Annotated in this window: 13 protein-coding genes; all 13 read right to left on the reverse strand. The window is 72.5% G+C overall.

Going from position 1 to position 17,602, the window contains the following annotated elements; translation table 11 throughout:
• Window position 1: 1 nt before the first annotated feature.
• Genes ACWDVG_RS05725 through ACWDVG_RS05785 form a run of 13 tightly spaced genes read right to left on the reverse strand, consistent with a single transcriptional unit; the run spans window position 2 to window position 17,539 of the window.
• Complete coding sequence (locus ACWDVG_RS05725) at window positions 2–982, reverse strand: SDR family oxidoreductase (protein WP_451696524.1); 981 nt, start codon at window positions 980–982, stop codon at window positions 2–4.
• A complete protein-coding gene (locus tag ACWDVG_RS05730; protein ID WP_451696526.1) occupies window positions 982–2,052 on the reverse strand; it encodes an ROK family protein in 1,071 nt (356 codons plus the stop codon). The genes ACWDVG_RS05725 and ACWDVG_RS05730 overlap by 1 nt, the downstream gene beginning before the upstream one ends.
• On the reverse strand, window positions 2,033–2,437 hold the full coding sequence (locus ACWDVG_RS05735) for a cupin domain-containing protein (protein WP_451696528.1): 405 nt from the start codon (window positions 2,435–2,437) through the stop codon (window positions 2,033–2,035). The genes ACWDVG_RS05730 and ACWDVG_RS05735 overlap by 20 nt, the downstream gene beginning before the upstream one ends.
• A complete protein-coding gene (locus ACWDVG_RS05740) occupies window positions 2,434–3,636 on the reverse strand; it encodes a sedoheptulose 7-phosphate cyclase (protein WP_451696530.1) in 1,203 nt (400 codons plus the stop codon). Before ACWDVG_RS05740 ends, ACWDVG_RS05735 begins: the two co-directional genes overlap by 4 nt.
• Window positions 3,614–5,692 carry a 4-alpha-glucanotransferase gene (malQ, locus tag ACWDVG_RS05745; RefSeq protein WP_451696532.1) on the reverse strand — a complete coding sequence of 693 codons (2,079 nt, stop codon included), beginning with the start codon at window positions 5,690–5,692 and terminating at the stop codon, window positions 3,614–3,616. The genes ACWDVG_RS05740 and malQ overlap by 23 nt, the downstream gene beginning before the upstream one ends.
• On the reverse strand, window positions 5,689–8,781 hold the full coding sequence (locus ACWDVG_RS05750) for an HAD hydrolase family protein (RefSeq protein WP_451696536.1): 3,093 nt from the start codon (window positions 8,779–8,781) through the stop codon (window positions 5,689–5,691). The genes malQ and ACWDVG_RS05750 overlap by 4 nt, the downstream gene beginning before the upstream one ends.
• 12 nt (window positions 8,782–8,793) lie before the next feature.
• On the reverse strand, window positions 8,794–9,912 hold the full coding sequence (locus ACWDVG_RS05755) for a sugar phosphate nucleotidyltransferase (RefSeq protein ID WP_451696538.1): 1,119 nt from the start codon (window positions 9,910–9,912) through the stop codon (window positions 8,794–8,796).
• The gene (locus ACWDVG_RS05760) at window positions 9,905–12,028 is read right to left on the reverse strand and encodes a glycosyltransferase (RefSeq protein WP_451696540.1); all 2,124 of its coding nucleotides are present in this window, start codon (window positions 12,026–12,028) and stop codon (window positions 9,905–9,907) included. The genes ACWDVG_RS05755 and ACWDVG_RS05760 overlap by 8 nt, the downstream gene beginning before the upstream one ends.
• Window position 12,029: 1 nt before the next feature.
• The gene (locus ACWDVG_RS05765) at window positions 12,030–13,610 is read right to left on the reverse strand and encodes a phosphotransferase (RefSeq protein ID WP_451696542.1); all 1,581 of its coding nucleotides are present in this window, start codon (window positions 13,608–13,610) and stop codon (window positions 12,030–12,032) included.
• Between the two features lie 8 nt (window positions 13,611–13,618).
• Entirely contained in the window at window positions 13,619–14,419 is an 801-nt protein-coding gene (locus ACWDVG_RS05770) for an ABC transporter permease (RefSeq protein WP_451696544.1), read from the reverse strand.
• Window positions 14,416–15,231, reverse strand: a complete 816-nt coding sequence (locus ACWDVG_RS05775; RefSeq protein ID WP_451696546.1) for an ABC transporter permease — start codon at window positions 15,229–15,231, stop codon at window positions 14,416–14,418. Before ACWDVG_RS05775 ends, ACWDVG_RS05770 begins: the two co-directional genes overlap by 4 nt.
• Window positions 15,228–16,250 (reverse strand): ABC transporter ATP-binding protein, encoded by a 1,023-nt coding sequence (locus tag ACWDVG_RS05780; RefSeq protein ID WP_451696548.1) that lies wholly within the window; start codon window positions 16,248–16,250, stop codon window positions 15,228–15,230. Before ACWDVG_RS05780 ends, ACWDVG_RS05775 begins: the two co-directional genes overlap by 4 nt.
• Window positions 16,247–17,539, reverse strand: coding sequence for an aspartate aminotransferase family protein (locus ACWDVG_RS05785; protein WP_451696550.1), 1,293 nt, complete (start codon window positions 17,537–17,539; stop codon window positions 16,247–16,249). The genes ACWDVG_RS05780 and ACWDVG_RS05785 overlap by 4 nt, the downstream gene beginning before the upstream one ends.
• Between the last annotated feature and the right edge of the window lie 63 nt (window positions 17,540–17,602).

Raw genomic sequence — 17,602 nt, forward strand, 5'->3', positions numbered from 1 at the left:
TTCATGTCGGGGCGGCGGAGGCCGTCGACCCGGACCGGAGGAACCGTGACGCCAAGGCCGCGGCCGCCGTCGTCACGCCCTGGAGAGGGACGGCGTTCATTCCGGGCACGGTGGGGAGCAGTGTGCTGGACAGGCAGGTGTTCCGAGGTCTGGAGGCGTAGCGGCCTGCCGCTCTCGGGACCGGATGTACCAGGGCCGTCGGGGCGTTCAGGGCGCGAGCGATCTCCAGGGCCCAGGCCGCCCGGGAGACGCGTTCGGGGCCGCCCAGATGCAGTACGGGCGGCAGGTCGCCCTCGTGCGCGAGGAGGCGGGCGACCACCCTGGCGACGTCGTCCACGAGGACCGGAGTGGTCCACTGGTCGGCCGGTGCCTCCACCGGCTCGCCCCGGGCCAGGCGGTGGGCGCACGACGCGAAGAAGTTCAGCCACTTCTCGCCGCCCGCGGGCTCGTGGCCGTAGACGAGACTGACGCGCAGGGCTGTCGCCGGGGAGGCCGCCTCGGACAGCAGCACCTCCTCGGCGGCGCGTTTCGCCGCCCCGTACGCGTTGGCGGGTGCGGTTGGGGTGGACTCGACGTTCTCGGCCCCACTGCCGTCGAACACGTTGTCCGTCGAGATCATCACGATGCGGTCCAGGCCCGGTACCGCGGCGAAGTGGACCGTCGCCGCCCGGTGCGCCGCGGCCGCCTCCTCGGGATGCGTCTCGCACCAGGTGACGTCGGACGGCCCGTGGACCAGGACGACCGTGCGGGGCGCGACCGTTGCCACCGCCCGGTCGCAGGCGCTCGCGTCCGTGGCGTCCAGCGACTGCCACCGCGCCCCGTAGTCCTCGGGTGCGACCGTGGGCCGTCCTCGTGAGCCGAGCGTCACCTCATGGCCCTCGACGACGAGCCGGCGGGCGATCTCGGATCCGACGAAGCCGCTGCCGACCACGAGCGCCCGGCGAGCCGTGCCGGGCGGCGTGTTCTCCGTACCCGTCGGCATCAGAGGGTCACCTTCTCCCGGTGGGCCGCGAGACGGCTGCCCATGATTCGGCCCACCCCGATCAGCCCGTGGTCGTCGTCGTCCTCGCCGAGGACGACCATGGCGTCGACCTGGGCGGCCGTCAGCCCGAAGCAGCCCTGCCGGACGAGCTCCTCCACCAGGAGTGCCCGGTAGCGCTCGCCGATCGCGAGGGCGAATCCTCCCATCAGGACGTACCGGCGGATCCCGATCGACGCGAACACCCCGCCCACCGCGGCCGCCAGGTGAACGAGGGTGGAGCGCAGCACAGCCGTCGTGAACGGATCCCCGTCCCGTACGGCCCGAGCGATCTCCGGATTGCCGAGGAAGCGCGGATCGGCGGCCCCCGCGCGAGCCGGTGCCGAGCGGGCGTACCCCGTCGGGTCGGAGGCCGCCGCCCGGCGTACCGCGGCGAGGACGCCCCGCCCCGAGGCGATCGCCCCCAAGTGCCCGCGCCCCCCGCAGTCGCACAGCGGGGCGTCGGGTGAGCGGTCACAGGTCCAGTGGCCGAGCTCCCCGCCGTACCCCTCGATGTCGAGGAGTACGTCGCCGTCGCGGAAGACCTTGTTCCCGATGCCGGAGCTGATCGTCAGGAGACAGAAAGGGACCGCGCTCTCCGTCCCGTACCGCCAGGCGGCCGCCGTGAGGTCGTTGACGACGAGCACCGGCACGGACAGCCGGGCGCTCAGGTCCTCCCGGAGGGGGAGGGGTTCGCCACCCGCGCCCCACACCGTGGGGGCACCCAGGACGGTCCCGTCCCGGGCGACCGGGCCGGCGAAGGCGACGGCCAGGGCGGGCGGGGCGGTTCCGGGGCGCGCCTCGGCCCGCCGTTCCGCCTCGCGCACGATCTGGTCGACCACCTGCCGCTGGAGCACCGGCACGGGAGCGTCCGGGTGGCGGGCCATGCCCTCCACCGGCATCCTGCGCACGTCGGAGAGGCGTCCGCCCCGGGGGTCGAACGTGCCGACGCGCAGCGTCGTCCCCCCGACATCCATCACGGTCACGGCCTCGCCGGTCTCCGTCACCGTCGGGTCACCGGGCGGGATCGCCATCGGTGTCCTCCCTCGTGTACGCCGCCACCTCGAAGACGAGCAGCGCCAGTTCCGTGTCCGTGTCATTGCTCAGACCGTGCTCGCCGAAGGGCTCGTTGGGGATGACGTCCCCGGCCTCCACCCGGAACGTCTCCCCGTCCCGGTGCATCACGCCGCTCCCGCTGAGCACGACGTACGTCTCGCGGTCGTGACCGTGCCGATGCCGCCCTATGGACGTCCCCGGCGGCAGGACGGCCAGGTCGATGAAGTCGGCGCCGGCCCCTTCGCCGCGGGCGAAGATCCGGTGGGCGAGGATCGTCCCCGCCCCGCCGTGGTCATGCGGTTTCGGGGACAGCAGGTTGCGCAGGTTCACGAGGGGGCGCGAGGTCCCGGTGCCGCCGGTCACAGCGCGGCCTCGCGGGCGAAGGCCCGGGATCTCCGGGCGAGTTCGTCCAGGGCGAGGCCGAGCACGTCGCGGGGCACGTCGGTGAGGTCGTCGACGAACGTCGCCTTGCCCGCGGCGATGGGGACCACCAGGTGCAGCCGCCGGCCGCGGCGTTCCCAGGACTCCTCGAGCGCCCGCGTCATCAGGTCCGGTGTGCACGTCTCCGCGTCGAAGACGGGCAGCCCGATGCGGGCCAGGAGACCGATGATCCGGTCGCACTCCCGCTCGTCGACCAGACCGAGCCGCAGCGCCAGGCAGGACGAGAGCGCCATGTCGACGGCGACGGCCTCGCCGTGTTCGAGGCGGTGGTCGCCGGCTGTCTCGATCACGGGGCTGAAGGTGTGGCCGAAGTCCACAAGGCGGGCGAGCTGGTGCTCCCGCAGGTTCGGGCACAGCTCCTCCATCATCAGCCGCATCGAGGTCCGCAGGATGTACCTCTCGACCTCGGGCGGCGTCGGGACTGCGGTCGACCGGAAGGCGTCCGGGTACCGCTCCAGGGTGCGGAACAGATCCCCGTCCAGGATCACGGCCATCTTCACGATCTCCGCGAGACCGCAGCGGATCTCGCGGAGCGGCAGCGTGGAAAGGAATGCGGGATCGCTCAGCGAGGCGTGCGCCGGGTGGTAGGCGCCGAACATGTTCTTCGTGTGGAGGGCGTTGACCCCCGTCTTCACGCCGACGCCGACGTCCACCTGGCCGACGAGGGTGGTGTTGATGCGGACGTAGCGGATCCCGCGGGAGTACATCGAGGCCGCGAAGCCCACGACGTCCGAGACGATGCCGCCGCCGAGAGCCAGCATCACCCCGTGCCGGTCGAGTCCGTGCGCCTTGGCCAGCGCGCAGACCCGCTCCGCCATGGCAAGCGTCTTGTTCTTCTCCCCGGTGGGAATCGTGTGCAGCGTCCATGTCCCCGGGGCGAGGTTCGCCTCCAGGTAGTCGCGCAGCGCCTGCCCGTACAGGCGGCCGACGGTCGGCCCGGTGAAGGCGACGACCCTTCGTCCGCCCACGGCGCGGGCGAGTGCGGGATTCCCGGGGGAGAGCACCTCCGGGACGAGGTCCGACCGGTACCCGGTGCCGTCCGGCGCGAGCAGGCTGAATCCGTCGGCGTCCTCCCACACCCCCGACAGACGTTCCTCGTCAACTAGAACCCGGCTTGACATGCCTCTCCTCGTCAGTCACTCGGTGTGCTTGCGGCCGGCGTGCGTACACCCCGGCCAGGTGGCGGAGGAGCGGAGCCTCGGACAGCTCCTCCAGAGACACGGGACGACCCTGCTCGTCGGCGATCGGCAGGCACCAGTTGGGATGGACGCCCGCCGTGCCGGGCAGGTTCTGCGGCCGCCGGTCGCCGGTCGTGTCCGGGAGCCAGACGCCGATCATCCGGGCCGGCGTCAGACTCAGGTACGTGTGCAGTGCCGCGACCTCTCCGGCGGGATCGGGCAGGAGCCCCAGCCGCTCCATCTCGGCGATCCAGCCGTCCCGTTCACCGGCGGCCTCGGCCTTCTCCTCCTCCGGCGGCCGGGTGAGCAGCCCCAGCGAGGCCCGCAGGTCGACGTGTTCGCCGCTGAGCCAGGCCGCCGTGGTGGGCAGGTCATGCGTGGTCAGGGTGGCGAGACAGTGCTCGCGCCACTGTTCCGGCGGCAGGGGGCCCACCCGGCCCTCGGAACCGCCCTCGTACTCGAAGCGTTGTACGGCCGTCCCCAGCACGCCCCGGGCCGCGAGCTCCTCGCGGACCTCCGGCTCGACCGTGCCCAGGTCCTCCCCGATGACGAACGCCCCTGCGGCCTCCGCCTCGGCGCCCAGCACGGCCAGCATCGCGGCGCCGTCGTACCGGACGTACGTGCCGTCGGACGGGGGACGCCCCTCCGGCACCCACCAGAGGCGGAAGAGCCCCATGACGTGATCGACGCGCAGGGCGCCGGAGTGCCGCAGTCCCGCGCGTAGCAGCCGGGCGAAGGGCCGGTATCCCTCCGCGGCCAGCGCGTTCGGACGCCACGGCGGCTGTCCCCAGTCCTGACCGGACGGATTGAAGTCGTCCGGCGGGGCCCCCACCGACATCCCCTCGGCCAAACAGTGCTGGAGCGCCCAGGCGTCGGCCCCCTCGGGCGCCACGCCCACCGCCAGGTCGTGGACGAGTCCGACGCGCATCCCTGCCTCCCGCGCGGCGCGCTGGGCGCCGGCGAGCTGCTCGTCGGTGATCCAGGCGAGCCACCGGTGGAAGTCGACGGCGCCGGACAGGACCCGCCGGGCGTCGGCCACGACCGTCGACCGGGGATCGCGCAGCGCGGCGGGCCAGGAGCGCCACGCCGGGCCGTGGACCTCCGCGAGCGCGCACCAGGTGGCGAAGTCCGTGAGGTCGCGGCCCTCCCGCGCCACGTACGCGGCGAACGCCGCCTCGCGCCCGGGCGAGCGGGGCACCTCGTACACCTCGCGCAGGGCCAGGTGCTTCAGCTCGCGCACCTCCTCGCGGCGGATGAGCGACTCCCCTGAGAGGACGGCGGAGTTGAGGGACACCGCCCGGTCCGCCAGCCTCCGGACGCGGGCGCGCTGCCCCTCCGCCAGATACGCGAACTCGGGGACGGCCTCGACCCGCACGTGCATCGGGTCGGGGAAACGCCGGCTGCTCGGCCGGTAGGGCGAGGGGTCCGGCAGCGGACCGGGCTCCATCGCGTGCAGCGGACCGAGTTGGACGAAGTCCGCCCCCAGGTCCCGTCCCGTCCAGGAGACCAGCTCGGCGAGGTCACCGAGGTCCCCCATGCCCCAGGAGCGGCGCGAGAGCAGGAAGTAGAGCTGGACGAGGAGGCCCCACGAGTACGGTGCCGGGGCCGACCGCTCCGGCGAGACCAGCAGCACCGCGGCGTCTCGCCGTCCGTGCCGCTCCACGCTCAGCGTGTGGGACCCCACCGGCAGCGGCTCGTCGAGCCGTCGCGTACGGCCGTCGGCACAGAGCACCTCGGCCCTGGTTCCGGCCGGCAGCTTCGGCCGGGGACCGCGAGGCCCCCGTACGACCACGCACTGCGGAACAAGCCGACGGCCCTGCTCGGCGCGGTGGGCCGCGAGGGCGGCTTCCGCGGCGGCGGGCGTCGAGGCGTCGACGCCACAGGCGGCGAGCACCGAGACCAGGGTGTCCCGGGAGACGTCGACCGGGCGCCCTCGGTCGGTGCGGTAGCCCGTCGCCACGCCGTGGGCCTCGGCGAGCCGGAAGAGGGGGTCGCTCACGAGCCACCTCCCATCGGGACCACCGGCGTGCCGAAGAGACGTTCCAGGACCGTCGCCACGCCGTCCTCCTCGTTGCCCGGCGCGATCTCGTCGGCGACGGCCAGCAGCGCGGGGTGTGCGTTGGCGACCGCCACCCCGTGGCCGGCGAGCGCGAGCATCGGCAGGTCGTTGGGCATGTCGCCGAACGCCACGGTCTCCTCGCCCGTGCGGCCGAGGACCTCCAAGGCCCGCGCCACGCCGGTGCCCTTGGTGACGCCCCGCGGCAGGATCTCGACCATGCCCTGGACGGAGTGGACGACGGTCACCTCCTCACCGCAGAGCCGGCGCGCCGTCTCGGTCAGCTCGTCGTCCCCGAGGACGCGGTGGTGCAGCACCAGCTTGTCGATCGGCGTCTCCCACAGCAGCGACCGGTCGGCCGTGACGTCCCAGCCGTGCCGCACCCGCTCACCGAAGCCCGGTGTGACCTTGAACCGGCTCTCCGGGGGCGAGGTCACCACCCCCAGTTCGAGCGGCCCGACGAGGTCCTCGACGCGGGCGACGACCGAACGTGCGAGGCCGGTGTCGAGCCGCTCGGCGGACAGCAGCCGGTCGGCGCCCGCGTCGTACAGCTGCGCGCCCTGTCCGCAGACGGCGAGTCCCGTGTAGCCCAGGGAGTCGAGGAGCCGGCGGCAGGCGGCGGCCGGGCGACCGGTGACCACGAGGTGCCGGGTCCCGGACGAGGCCACCAGATCGAGCGCGCGGCGGGTCCGCGACGAGACCGTCAGGTCGCCACGGAGCAGCGTGCCGTCGAGGTCCGTGGCCACGACGCGGAAGGGCGGAGCCCCAGGGACGGGGACGTTGTCCCAGGTCACCCTGCCGGAGGCGAGCGTGAGCCGGAGGACGAGACCGGCCCTCAGATCGTCGGCCCTCACGCAGCCCCGGAAGGCGCCGTCGGCTTCCCGGCGCAGCGCGGCGGTCCGGGTCCTGCCCGCCGGTGGCACCGGCTCGTCCGACAGCGCGGCCTCGGCCGCCGATTCGAGAGGTTCCGGACCGGACGGGCCCGTGCCTGCCGCGGCCGACGGCACGTCCCCCTCGACCACGACGTCGACCGCCGCCACCTCCGGATGCCGGTACTCCACCCGCAGCGTCCCGTCCGGCTCGGCGGGCGAGACGCGGCAGCGGTGCCGGACCGGGGACATCAGCGCCTCGCGACCCGCCGCCTCCGCCAGCTCGGCGCAGCGCGGGAAGTCCGCCCGCCGGAACGCGGCGGCGAAGAGCGCCTCGTACGCGGCGGCGTCGAGCTTGGCGCACCGCCCGTAGGCGGTGGCATCCGCCAGTTCGAGGGAGCGCCGGACGATCTCCTCCTGGTGCTCCGTCCACTCCGCGTCGTCGAGCAGGTCGAACCAGCCGTACCGGATCGCATCCCGCGCGGGTAGTCGGCGCGGGACGTCGTCGAGGAGCTCCCGGAAGACGGCGAGGCGTCGACGGGCGCTCTCGCCCCAGGTGAAGCCGCGGGCGGTCCTGGACGCGGCGGCGGACAGCCGCGCGTACGCCCCGGGTTCCTCGCGGAACATCCGCTCCGCGTCACGGATCCGGTCCGCGAGCAGCGCCGCGAGCTCCCGGTCGTCGTCGCGGAACGAGCCGCGGACCGCGAAGCCCGTCGCCTTCGGGTCCTCGTGCGGACGAGCGTGCCCGAAGTGGGCGGTGGCCCGCTGCGCGGTGCCGACGGGGACGGCCCCGCAGGCCATCGCCTCGGCCTGCGCGATGAGGAAGCCGTCGAGCTCGAACTTCGACGGGTAGACGCAGAAGTCCGCGCAGGCGGCCTCCGCGAACAGCTCGTCCTCGTCGACGAGCCGCCAGTCGAGCCGCACCCGGTCCGGGTACGTGTCGGCCACCCGCTGGAAGTAGGCGTTGGCGGGCGACACCTCCGCCACCCCGCCCGCTCCGGTCGCGCACCGAAGCAGGAAGGAGACCTCCGCTCCGCCGGCCAGGACCTCCTCCACCGCCCGGATCAACTCCAGCTGCCCCTTGTGGTGCACCGCGTACCGGGCCGCGTGGTAGAAGACGGGCCGGGCGGGATCGAGGCCCAGGGAACGCAGCACGGCGTCGCGGTCGACGCCCTCCGGGTCCCTCGCCAGCCATGTGCCGGAGACTCCGCAGCCCCCGTCGAACAGCTTGCCCGCCTGCTCACGCAGCAGCCCGGAGACGGGCAGCGACGCGACGTACCGTTCCATCGGGGTGTCGGCGAAGGTGCTGTAGTGGTCGCGCTGCCCGGGCGAGACGAAGTCCACCAGGTCGGCGTGGGCGAGAAGCTGCGGGAAGAGGCCGACGTGGTCCGGGCCGTACTCGGTGTGCAGGCGTGTCGCCGACAGCGCCCGCACCATGGCGGCGGCCGGCGAGTCCTCCGGCGGCGGCGTCTCCTCCCAGGAGCCGAGGGCGCTCCCCCCACCGGCCGCGGTGCCGGCGCCGGCCGGCCCGGGTGACGCGTCGAAGAGACCCAGCAGGGCCTCGACCTGGGGCCGGTAGACTTTCTGCGTGATCGGTGCGTTGGCCGCCACCGTGCTGACACAGCGCCACCGGGGGTCGCCGCGCAGCACGAGCGGGACCAGGTAGTGGTAGGCGGGCTCGAAGCCGTGGACGATCGCCGGCTCCTCCCCGCCGAGCCACTCCCGCAGGAAGCGCAGTCCTGCCACCTGGAAGACCAGCGGCTTGAAGAACGACAGGTCCCGGCCCTCGGAGTCCGGCGGCGGGTACAGCCGGTCCGGCAGCAGGTCCAGCTGGGCGTCGGACAGGAAGTACACGTCCACGCCGTCGAGCCGCAGCAGATGGGCCCGCGTCGTCAGCGGCAGCACCGCCTCGGCGGGCCGGCCGGGCCAGGTCTTGGGATCTAGCACCAGCGGCACCGTGTGGTCGATCCGGAAGTCCAGCTCCTCGATCGCGTACGACTCGCGCAGCCGGTCGAGGTGTCCGTGCGCGGGTGTCACGATCGAGACCCGGTGCCCGAGGGAGGCGTACTCCCGGGACAGGTTCCACACCAGTGGCGACAGGCCCCCGCGCATCAGCCGGGAGTCGAAGCCGCCGCATTCGTAGGCGAAGTTGACGATGTGCATGGGTGTGCTCCCTCAGCGTGCGGGGTTGGATGCGAGCTCGACGTGCTGGACGAACCCGTCCTCCAGGACGATCGCGGAGTCGATGTCGGCGCCGTCGGGCACGACGGCACCGGGCAGCACGACACTGCGCCGCACCCGGGCGTCCGTGCCGATTCGTACACCGGGGAAGAGCACGCTGTCCTCGACGTCCCCCCGGCTGACCAGGTCGAAGGGGACCACGGAGCGGCGGATGCCGGGCGACTCGGCGACCCGGTGCCGGTGCAGGTACGGGGAGATGGTCCAGGGCAGCGATCGGACCGGCAGGGAGGCGTCGGGGCGGGTCATCGCGAGATGCGCGCGGTGGTACCGCTCCACCGTGCCGATGTCCTCCCAGTGCCCCTCGACGCGGTGCCCCCGGATCCGTTCCCCGGCCGCGAGCATCGCCGGGATCACGTCCCGGCTGATGTCGTGCTGCCAGTCCGTGCCCTCCAGCTCCTCCAGATACCGCCGCAGCACCTTCGCGTCGAAGACGCAGAAGGCGGCGAACACCAGGTCGGACGTCGGGTGTTCGGGCTTCTCCACGAAGGCGGTCAGGGAGCCGTCCCCGTCGAACGCGACCATGCCGAAGAGATGGACCCAGCGAGGGTCGATCCGCTGGTAGGAAATGGTCAGCGCCGCCCGCGAGGCGATGTGCCCGCGGATCAGCGGGCCGTAGTCGAAGCGGTAGACGTGGTCGGCGTGGAGCACCATCACGTGCTCGGTCCGGGGGCCGAAGATGTGCTCCCCCTTGCGGATGAGAGCGTCGGCCGTCCCCTTCTCCAGGGGCCAGGCGCGCTCGGGAAGCCGTGCGGGCAGCTTCCCACCCGCGGTGCGGTACGCCTCGTCGTACGGCCCGAAATGGATCCGGAAGTCGCGCGAGGCCCCGTTCCAGGCGGAGTGCAGGTCGTCCATCAGGAGGCGCTCCTCGTACTGCGAGAGCAGGAGCACCTCCCCGAGGCCGGAGTCGCGCGCGTTCGCCAGGCTGAAGTCGATGAGCCTGCAGGCACCGCCGTACGGCACGAGAGGCTTCAGCCGGCCGGTGCCGAGCCGGCCCATGCGCTCACCCCGGCCCCCGGCGAGCAGAACGGTGCGGACGGAGTCGAACTCAGCCATGACGCACCTCGTCCCAGGCGATCCGGCCGTTCGAAAGGGTCAGGAGCAGCTGGGCGGCGGTGCCCGCCGGTGGAGCGGCGCCGACGAACTCCCCGGCCGCCCGGCGGGTCCACTCGGTGATCTCCGCCTCCGCGCGGCCCCCGGCGTCCCGAGGGCCGGGGACGACCAGTTCGACGCGCTCCGCGTGGGCGAGCCGGTAGCGCAGGTCCGTGCCGTGGGGTGCGCACCGGTCGCCGAGGCGGGCCACCTGCTCCGGGGGTATCGCGTCCGGCCACCGTCCTGCCACCTCCTCGCACACGGCGAAGTCGGCGCGCGCCCAGGCGGCGTCGAAGAACCGGAGGGCCAGTGCCCCCGTCACGGGACCCAGGCGTTCGGCGGCGGCCAGGTCGCCGGTCTCCACGGCCGCGTCGAGCACCTCCTGAGGGCGCTCCTCCCAGGTACGGGACGGCAGGGTGTCGAACCAGCCGTGCCGCAGAGCGGTGTCGGCCGCCGGCTCGGGGGCGACCCCGAGCCAGAGGTCCCGGAAGACCTCCAGATGGAGATCGGCGCAGTGGTCCCAGGTGAAGCCGCGTGCCACCTGCCGGGCGCGGGCCGACAGGACCCGGTACTCGTCGGGCCGGTCGCGGAAGAGGCGCACGGCCTGCCGGAAACGGTCGGCAAGGCCGTCGACGAGGAGCGCGTCGTCCTCGGCGAAGGACCGGTTGACCGAGAAGCCGGTACGGGTCGCGCCGTCGTCGGCGTGCCGGAAGTGGGCCATGCCCCACTGGGCGGTGGCCACGGGCACCGCCCCGCACGCCATGGCCTCGCCCTGGGCGATGAGGAAGGTGTCCATCTCGAACTTGGAGGGGAACACGCAGAAGTCGGCCGAGGCGGCGTAGTCGAAGACCCGGCTCTCGTCGACCCGTTCCCACTCCAGGTGCACCCGCCCCTTGTGGCGTTCGGCGACCTCGTGGAAGTACGGGTCGTCGATGCCCGTGCCGGTGATGCAGCGCAGGACGAAGTTGGCCGCGAGGCCGTCGGTGAGGACCCGGTCGATCGCCCGGACCAGTTCGACCTGGCCCTTGTGGTGGACCGCGTAGCGGGCGTTGTGGAAGAACGTCGGGAGGGACGGCTCCAGACCGAGTGCGGAGAGGACGGCGTCCCGGTCCACCGCGTCCGGATCCGGGGCGAGCCAGCTGTCCGAGATCGCGCAGCCGCCGACAAACTGCTTGTGCGCATTGCGGCGGACCGTCCGGGAGACCGGCAGCGCCGCGAACAGGTCCTCGAACGGGGTGTCGCGGAAACTGTTGTAGAAGTCCCGCTGGCCCGGGCAGAGGAAGTCGATCGCGTCGGAGTGGTCGGCGACCAGACCGTAGACGGTGAGGTGGTCGGGAGGGTACTCGTAGTGCAGGTGGGTGCGCGTCTGGTACTGGCGCTGGGCCTCGCGCTCGCCGGCCGGCAGCGGCGGCTCCTCGTCCGGCAGCGGCGGCGCGCCGAGGAGGTCGAGCAGCCTGCGGACCTCCGGCCCGTACACCTTCTTGGTGATCGGCATGTTGCTCTGCACGGTGGTGACCACGCTCTTCAGCGGGTCGCCGCTCAGCGCCGGCGGCAGGAGGTAGTGGTAGTACGGCTCGTGGGCGTGGACGATCGCCCGTTCGTCGCCGAACCAGCCGCGGAGGAAACGCACGCTGTCGACCTGGAAGACCAGCGGCTTGAAGAAGGTGAGGTCCCTGCCCTTCGCCGAGTACGGCGGATAGAACGTCTCGGGCAGGCGGTCCAGGTAGTCGTTCGACAGGAAGTAGAGGTCGACGCCCTCCTTGCGGATCCGGTGAGCCGTGGTACGCAGCTCCACGGACACCTCGGTGGGAAAGCCGCGCCACACCTCGGGGTCGAGGACGAGGGGCAGGGTGTAGCGGTCCTCGTACGGGAGGTCCTCGACCGTGTAGCGGCGGCGCAGGTCGTCGAGACGCCCGTGGGCGGGGGTCACGATGGACACCCGGTGGCCCTTGCGGGCGAAGGCGCGGGAGAGGTTCCAGAGATACACCGAGGTGCCGCCCTGGAGGAAGGTGTGGTCGAACCCGCAGCATTCGAAGTACGTCTCGATGACGTGCAGCGGTTCGTCGGTCACGTCACTCACGTCAGGTCCTCGTGGTCAGGGTGAGGGGGAGCGGGGAAGGAAGACCGAGCGCCATGGCGTGGCGCAGATCGATCGCGGCGTGGTACGGCCGGGCGTGCGCGAAGTTGTAGTCGAGCTCGTGGAGCAGGCGGCGCAGGTAGAGCAACCGGCGCAACGGATCGTCGGGGAGCCCTCGTTCGGGTCCGGCAGAGTTCTCGTCGGACCCGTCGGACCCGTCGGACCCGTCGGACCCGTCGGACCCGTCCGACCCGTCGCGCGTGAGCAGCAGAGCGGCGACGTGCCGGCGCCACCTGTCCGCGGCCTCGAACACGAGCAGGAGCACGGACCGCTCCCGTGGCGGCATGCCGGCGCCGCCGTCGAGCGAGGCGAGCATCGTCTCCGTCGAGTCGACACCCAGGAGCCGGGCGCTCTCGTACGCGGCCTCGTCGGCGCTGAAGTACTCCAGGGCACGTCCCAGCGCCACCAGGTCCTGCATCGGGGACTGTTCGGCCCAGCCCGGCTCGTCGGGACCCGTGCCGGGGGTGGAGATGTCGATGAGGCGCGGCGGGTCCCACAGCAGGTGCGACAGATGGAGGTCCCCGTGGCAGGGTCCCGCGGGGTGTGTGCCGGTGGCGTCGAACGCCGTCCGCAGCAGCTCGATCTCCGAGGCGAGCGAGCCGAAGGCCTTCTCCAGTGCCACCGGGGGGAGTTCCAGCCCGTCCCGGGCCCGCTCGGCGAGCGCGTGGCACCGCTCCTCGGCAGCCCGGAGGGCGCGCTCGACGGGGTAGTCCGGCGGGGGAGCCCCCCGGCCCAGCCGTGTGCGCAGCTCCTCGTGGAACCCGCCGAGGAACGAGCGGGCCGTGCGCAGCGGGCCGGCCAGGGGAGCGAGGTGCTCCCGGACCAAGCCATCCAGGTCCCCGGAACCATGCGTGTCGTCGGTGTCGCCGGGCTCCTGAATGCCCGTCACGTGACCCGTCAACCGGGGCCAGAGCGCGCGCAGGTTGGCGCGCAGCGGTGTGTCGATCCCGCTGCCCGGGGTGTACGTGTAGACCACGCCGAGCGCCAGCCGCTCCGCCCCGCCCGGGGGCACGTAGCCGTAGTCGCCGAACCACCGGGGCGTGTGACCGCTGCCGTTCATCAGACGCAGCAGTTCGGGCTCCCGTACCTCGGCACCGAGGGTGCGGTAGGCCTTGTGGAGGTGGGGACGGCCGTCGATGTCGAGGAGCGAGAGCGAGTTCGAGGACCAGCCCTGCGCGAAGGGGAGGGGGGAGACCGCGCGGGCCGCGGTTCCGTCGCCGCGGAACTCGACATGACCGCCGCGGGCGGTGGGGATCCGGCCCCCGGCCGCCATCAGCCGTACACAGGCCAGGTCGAAGGCCTCGGAGCCCTGTGCATCGGCCAGGCGGCCCGTCGCGTCCGTGTGGGCGGGGGCGAAGAGGAGCCTGCCGTGCGCCGGGCCGCCCACGACGGACACGAGGAACAGCGTGATGCCGGAGCCGAGGGGAGCCTCGTCGATCGGCGTGTAGCGGTCGGCCCGGCGGACGTCCTCCGGCAGCCGGGCCGCGCCGCGCAGCAGTTCATGGAGCTCGGTTTCGCTGGTCACGCAGTTCGTCAACTCCCGGTCATCTCGTATCGGGAAAGTCCGCGCCGCCAGAGCGACAGCGCGGCGAGCAGGGAAAGACCCGTCACGACCGGAAGCCACCGCATCAGTTCGGTGGAGCCGTGCAGCAGGTAGACGGCCGGTGCGTACGAGGTGAAGGCGAAGGGCAGCACCCAGGTGAGGAGCATCCGCAGCGACGGGTGGTAGAGGTCGAGCGGATAGCCGGCGAACTCGGACACCTGGGTGACCGTCTGCATCGCGGGCATGCTGGTCACCGTCCAGAACGACAGGGACGCGAAGAAGAGCTTCACGGCGGCGTGGATCAGCGCCCCGCAGACAATCAGCGGGACCACGAGCGCCCATTGCAGGGCTGTGGGGTCGAGACCCAGCTCGGCTCCCGCCCAGAGCACCAGGACGGCCCCGACGGCCAGCTCGCCGAATCCGTCCGGGTGGAAGAAGCGTTCGGACAGGAGCGAGAAGAGCGGGTTCACCGGGCGGATCAGATAGCGGTAGAACTCGCCCCGCTGGATCAGCTTGCGGCTCAGCTCCCACAACTGGTCGGTGAAGAGGTGGTCGAGCCCGCGCGGCAGCAGGGAGCAGCCGAGGAGGAAGAGCACCTGGTGGTAGGACCAGCCGGCGATGGCGGGGACGTGGGTGAAGACCACACCGACCGCCAGGGTCTGGAGCCCGACGCGGACGAGGAAGGCCCCCGAGCCCAGGAGGAAGTCGAGACGGTACGCGGTGAGCCGGTGCAGGCCCACCCCGCCGAGGAAGAACGCCAGCCGCAGATGGCCGCCGAGGGTCCGGTTCATCCGCCCAGCACCTCCAGCCGCCCCGCCGCGCCGCGCCACAGGACGGCGCACAGCAGGACGAGCCCCACGGTCCAGCCGAGCTGGTGGCCGAGGACGGCGGAGGCGCCACCGACTCCCTCGTACCGGCCGAGCAGGAGGGTGAGAGGCCCGTCCGCCATTGCGCGGAACGGCAGGACCATCGCCAGCGTGTGCAGGGGGCCGGGCAGCAGGGCCAGGGGAACCATCTGTCCCGCGAAGAACGCGACGATCCCCTGTTTGACCATGCGGACGCCCCAGGTGTTCGTGGTGACGAACCCGGCCATGCCGGTCAGCAGGTTCACGCAGAAGGCGATGACCGCTGAGAACGCGGTGGACAGCGCGAAGAGCGCCGCGTCCACCGGGGCGGGGGCGGTCAGCGGGACGAGGACGGAGAAGAGCACGACCAGCGGGACACCCACGAGGAGCGCGTTGGCGGCGACCACGGGCAGACAGGCGGCGAAGCGGACCAGCGGATAGCTCACGGGACGCACGAGCATCACCGCGATGTCGCCGCGGTAGACCTCGGCCGCCACCTCGTCGTCGACCCGGTTGGCGTGCACCACGGCCAGGACCTGGGCCACCACCAGGTAGGTGGTGACGCTCGCCGGGGTGAAACCGCCCGGTCCGGGGCCCGGAGAGCCGGCGTAGACCGCCCGCCACAGGAAGACGGTGACGGCGGCGCCCGCCGCGGCGGTGACACCGGTGATCAGGAAGGTGGAGCGGTACTGCAGCAGGGACTGCAGCCCGCTCGTGGCGAAGGGCACGTAGGTGCCGACGCGCAGCGGGGCCCTCACACGGCACCGCCGTCCCGCGCGGCGGGGACGCCGCCCCGGTAGGTCTGGCGGAGCACCGTCTCCAGATCCGGTTCGGGTGCGTAGCAGTCGGCGAGCTCGAAGTGCTCCAGGAGGAAGCCGAGTACATGACGGGACGTGAAGGCGTCCGCCGGGTAGTCGACCCGGATCCGTCCCTCGCTCGTGAGGCCCGCGGCAGCGCCCGGAAGCCCCGTCTCGATCCGGAGCACGGTGTCCTCCACGCCCCGACTGCCACGGTGGTCGAAGACGACCGACCGCCGGTCGGCGCGGCGCAGCAGATCGTGGAGCGTTCCCTCGTGAACGACCCTGCCGCCGTCCACGACGAGCGCGTCGTCGCAGATGGCCGAGATGTCGGAGAGGTCGTGGCTGGTGAGCAGCACGGTCGTGCCCAGCTCGGCGTTGGCGCGGTTGACGAGGGTGCGGACGGCTTCCTTGAGGACCATGTCCAGGCCGATCGTCGGTTCGTCCCAGAAGACGACCTTCGGGTCGTGCAGCAGGCTCGCCGCGATCTCGGCCCGCATGCGCTGCCCCAGGCTCAACTGGCGTACTGGTGTGTTCCCCAGGGCGTCGATGTCGAGGAGCTCGCGGTAGAGCGCCAGGTTCCTCTCGTACACCGCGTCCGGTATCCCGTAGATCCTGCGCAGGATCTGGAAGGAGTCCGGCACGGAGAGGTCCCACCACAGCTGGCTGCGCTGCCCGAAGACCACGCCGATCGAGCGGGCGTTCTCCCGGCGCTGCCGGTAGGGCTCGACGCCGTCGACCAGGCACCGGCCGGAGCTGGGGGTCATGATGCCGGTGAGCATCTTGATCGTGGTCGACTTGCCCGCCCCGTTGGCGCCGATGTACGCGGTCTTGGAGCCGGCGCGGAGACGGAAGGAGATGCCGTCGACGGCGCGCACGGTCCGGTACTCCCGGGTGAGGAGCGTGGAAAGGCTCCCGAGCAGACCGGGCCGCCGCTCGGCGATGCGGAAGTCCTTGGTGAGCCCTTCGGCGACGATCACGCGGCCACCACGCGTTCGATGGCCTGCCCCAGGATCCGTACGCCTTCGTCGAGGAGTGCCTCGTCCAGGGTGAAGGGGGGCGCGAGCCGGATGATGTGGCCGCCGATCGAGGTCCGGAGCCCCAGGTCGAGGGCGGTGGCGTACACGGCGCGGGCGGTCTCGGGGGCGGGGGCCCGGGTGGCGCGGTCGCGGACGAATTCGAGGCCGTGCAGCAGGCCGACGCCCCGGACCTCTCCGAGCACCTCGAAGCGGGCGTGCAGGGAGGCGAGTTGCTCGCCCAGACGGTCGCCGAGGACCCGGACCCGTTCGATGAGCCGGTCGCGCTCCACGATCTCCAGCGTCGCCCGTGCGGCGGCGATGCCCAGCGGGTTCCCGGCGTACGTGGACGCGTAGGCGCCGGCCGGTGTGGCGGCGGGGGAGTGCAGCAGGTCGCGCCGTCCCGCGAGGACGGCGAAGGGGAAGCCGTTCGCCATCCCCTTCGACATGGTTACGAGGTCCGGCTCCACGCCCACTAGTTCGGAGGACAGGAAGGCCCCCGTACGGCCGCCGCCCGTCGCCACTTCGTCGGCGACCAGGAGGACGCCGTTGTCACGGCAGGCCTCCGAGACGCGCTCCCAGTAGCCGGGGGGTGGCACGATGACGCCCGCGGCGCCGAGCACCGGCTCGAAGAAGAGGGCGGAGACGTTCGGCTTGGAGGCGATGTGCCGGTTGACGAGGGAGGCGCACCGGACGTCACAGGTGGGGTACTCGAGTTCCAGCGGGCAGCGGTAGCAGTACGGCGCGTAGCCGAGGACGCTGTTCCCCGCGAACGCCTGATGGCCGACGTCCCAGTGGACCAGCATGCGGGCGCCCATGGTCTTGCCGTGGAATCCGTGCCGCAGCGCGCCGACGCGGTTGCGGCCGGGCTCCGCCGTGGCCTGGACGACCCGGAGCGCGGCCTCCACCACCTCCGCGCCGGTGGAGAACAGCGCGTACGTGTCGAGGTGTTCGGGAAGCAGGCGTGCCAACAGCTCGAAGAACGCCGCCCGTTCGGGTGTGGAGCTGTCGTGCACGTTCCACAGCCGCTCGGCCTGGCGGGTCAGCGCCGCGACGACCTCGGGGTGGCTGTGCCCGAGTGACTGGGTGAGCGTGCCGGCGGCGAAGTCCAGATACTGGTCGCCGTCGAGGTCCGTGAGGACGGCGCCTCGTCCCTCGGTGAAGACGCGCCGGGCGAGCGCGGCCTCCTCGGATGCGCCGGGCGCCAGATGTCGTGCCTCTCTGACCAGCAGTTCTCGCTGGTGACCTGCCACCGGTTGCCCCCATGTGTTGGACGAACTGAAGTGCGCTGGAAGCCAGTTGATCGTTCTGACTTG

The organism is Streptomyces sp. NPDC003327 (assembly GCF_053589515.1).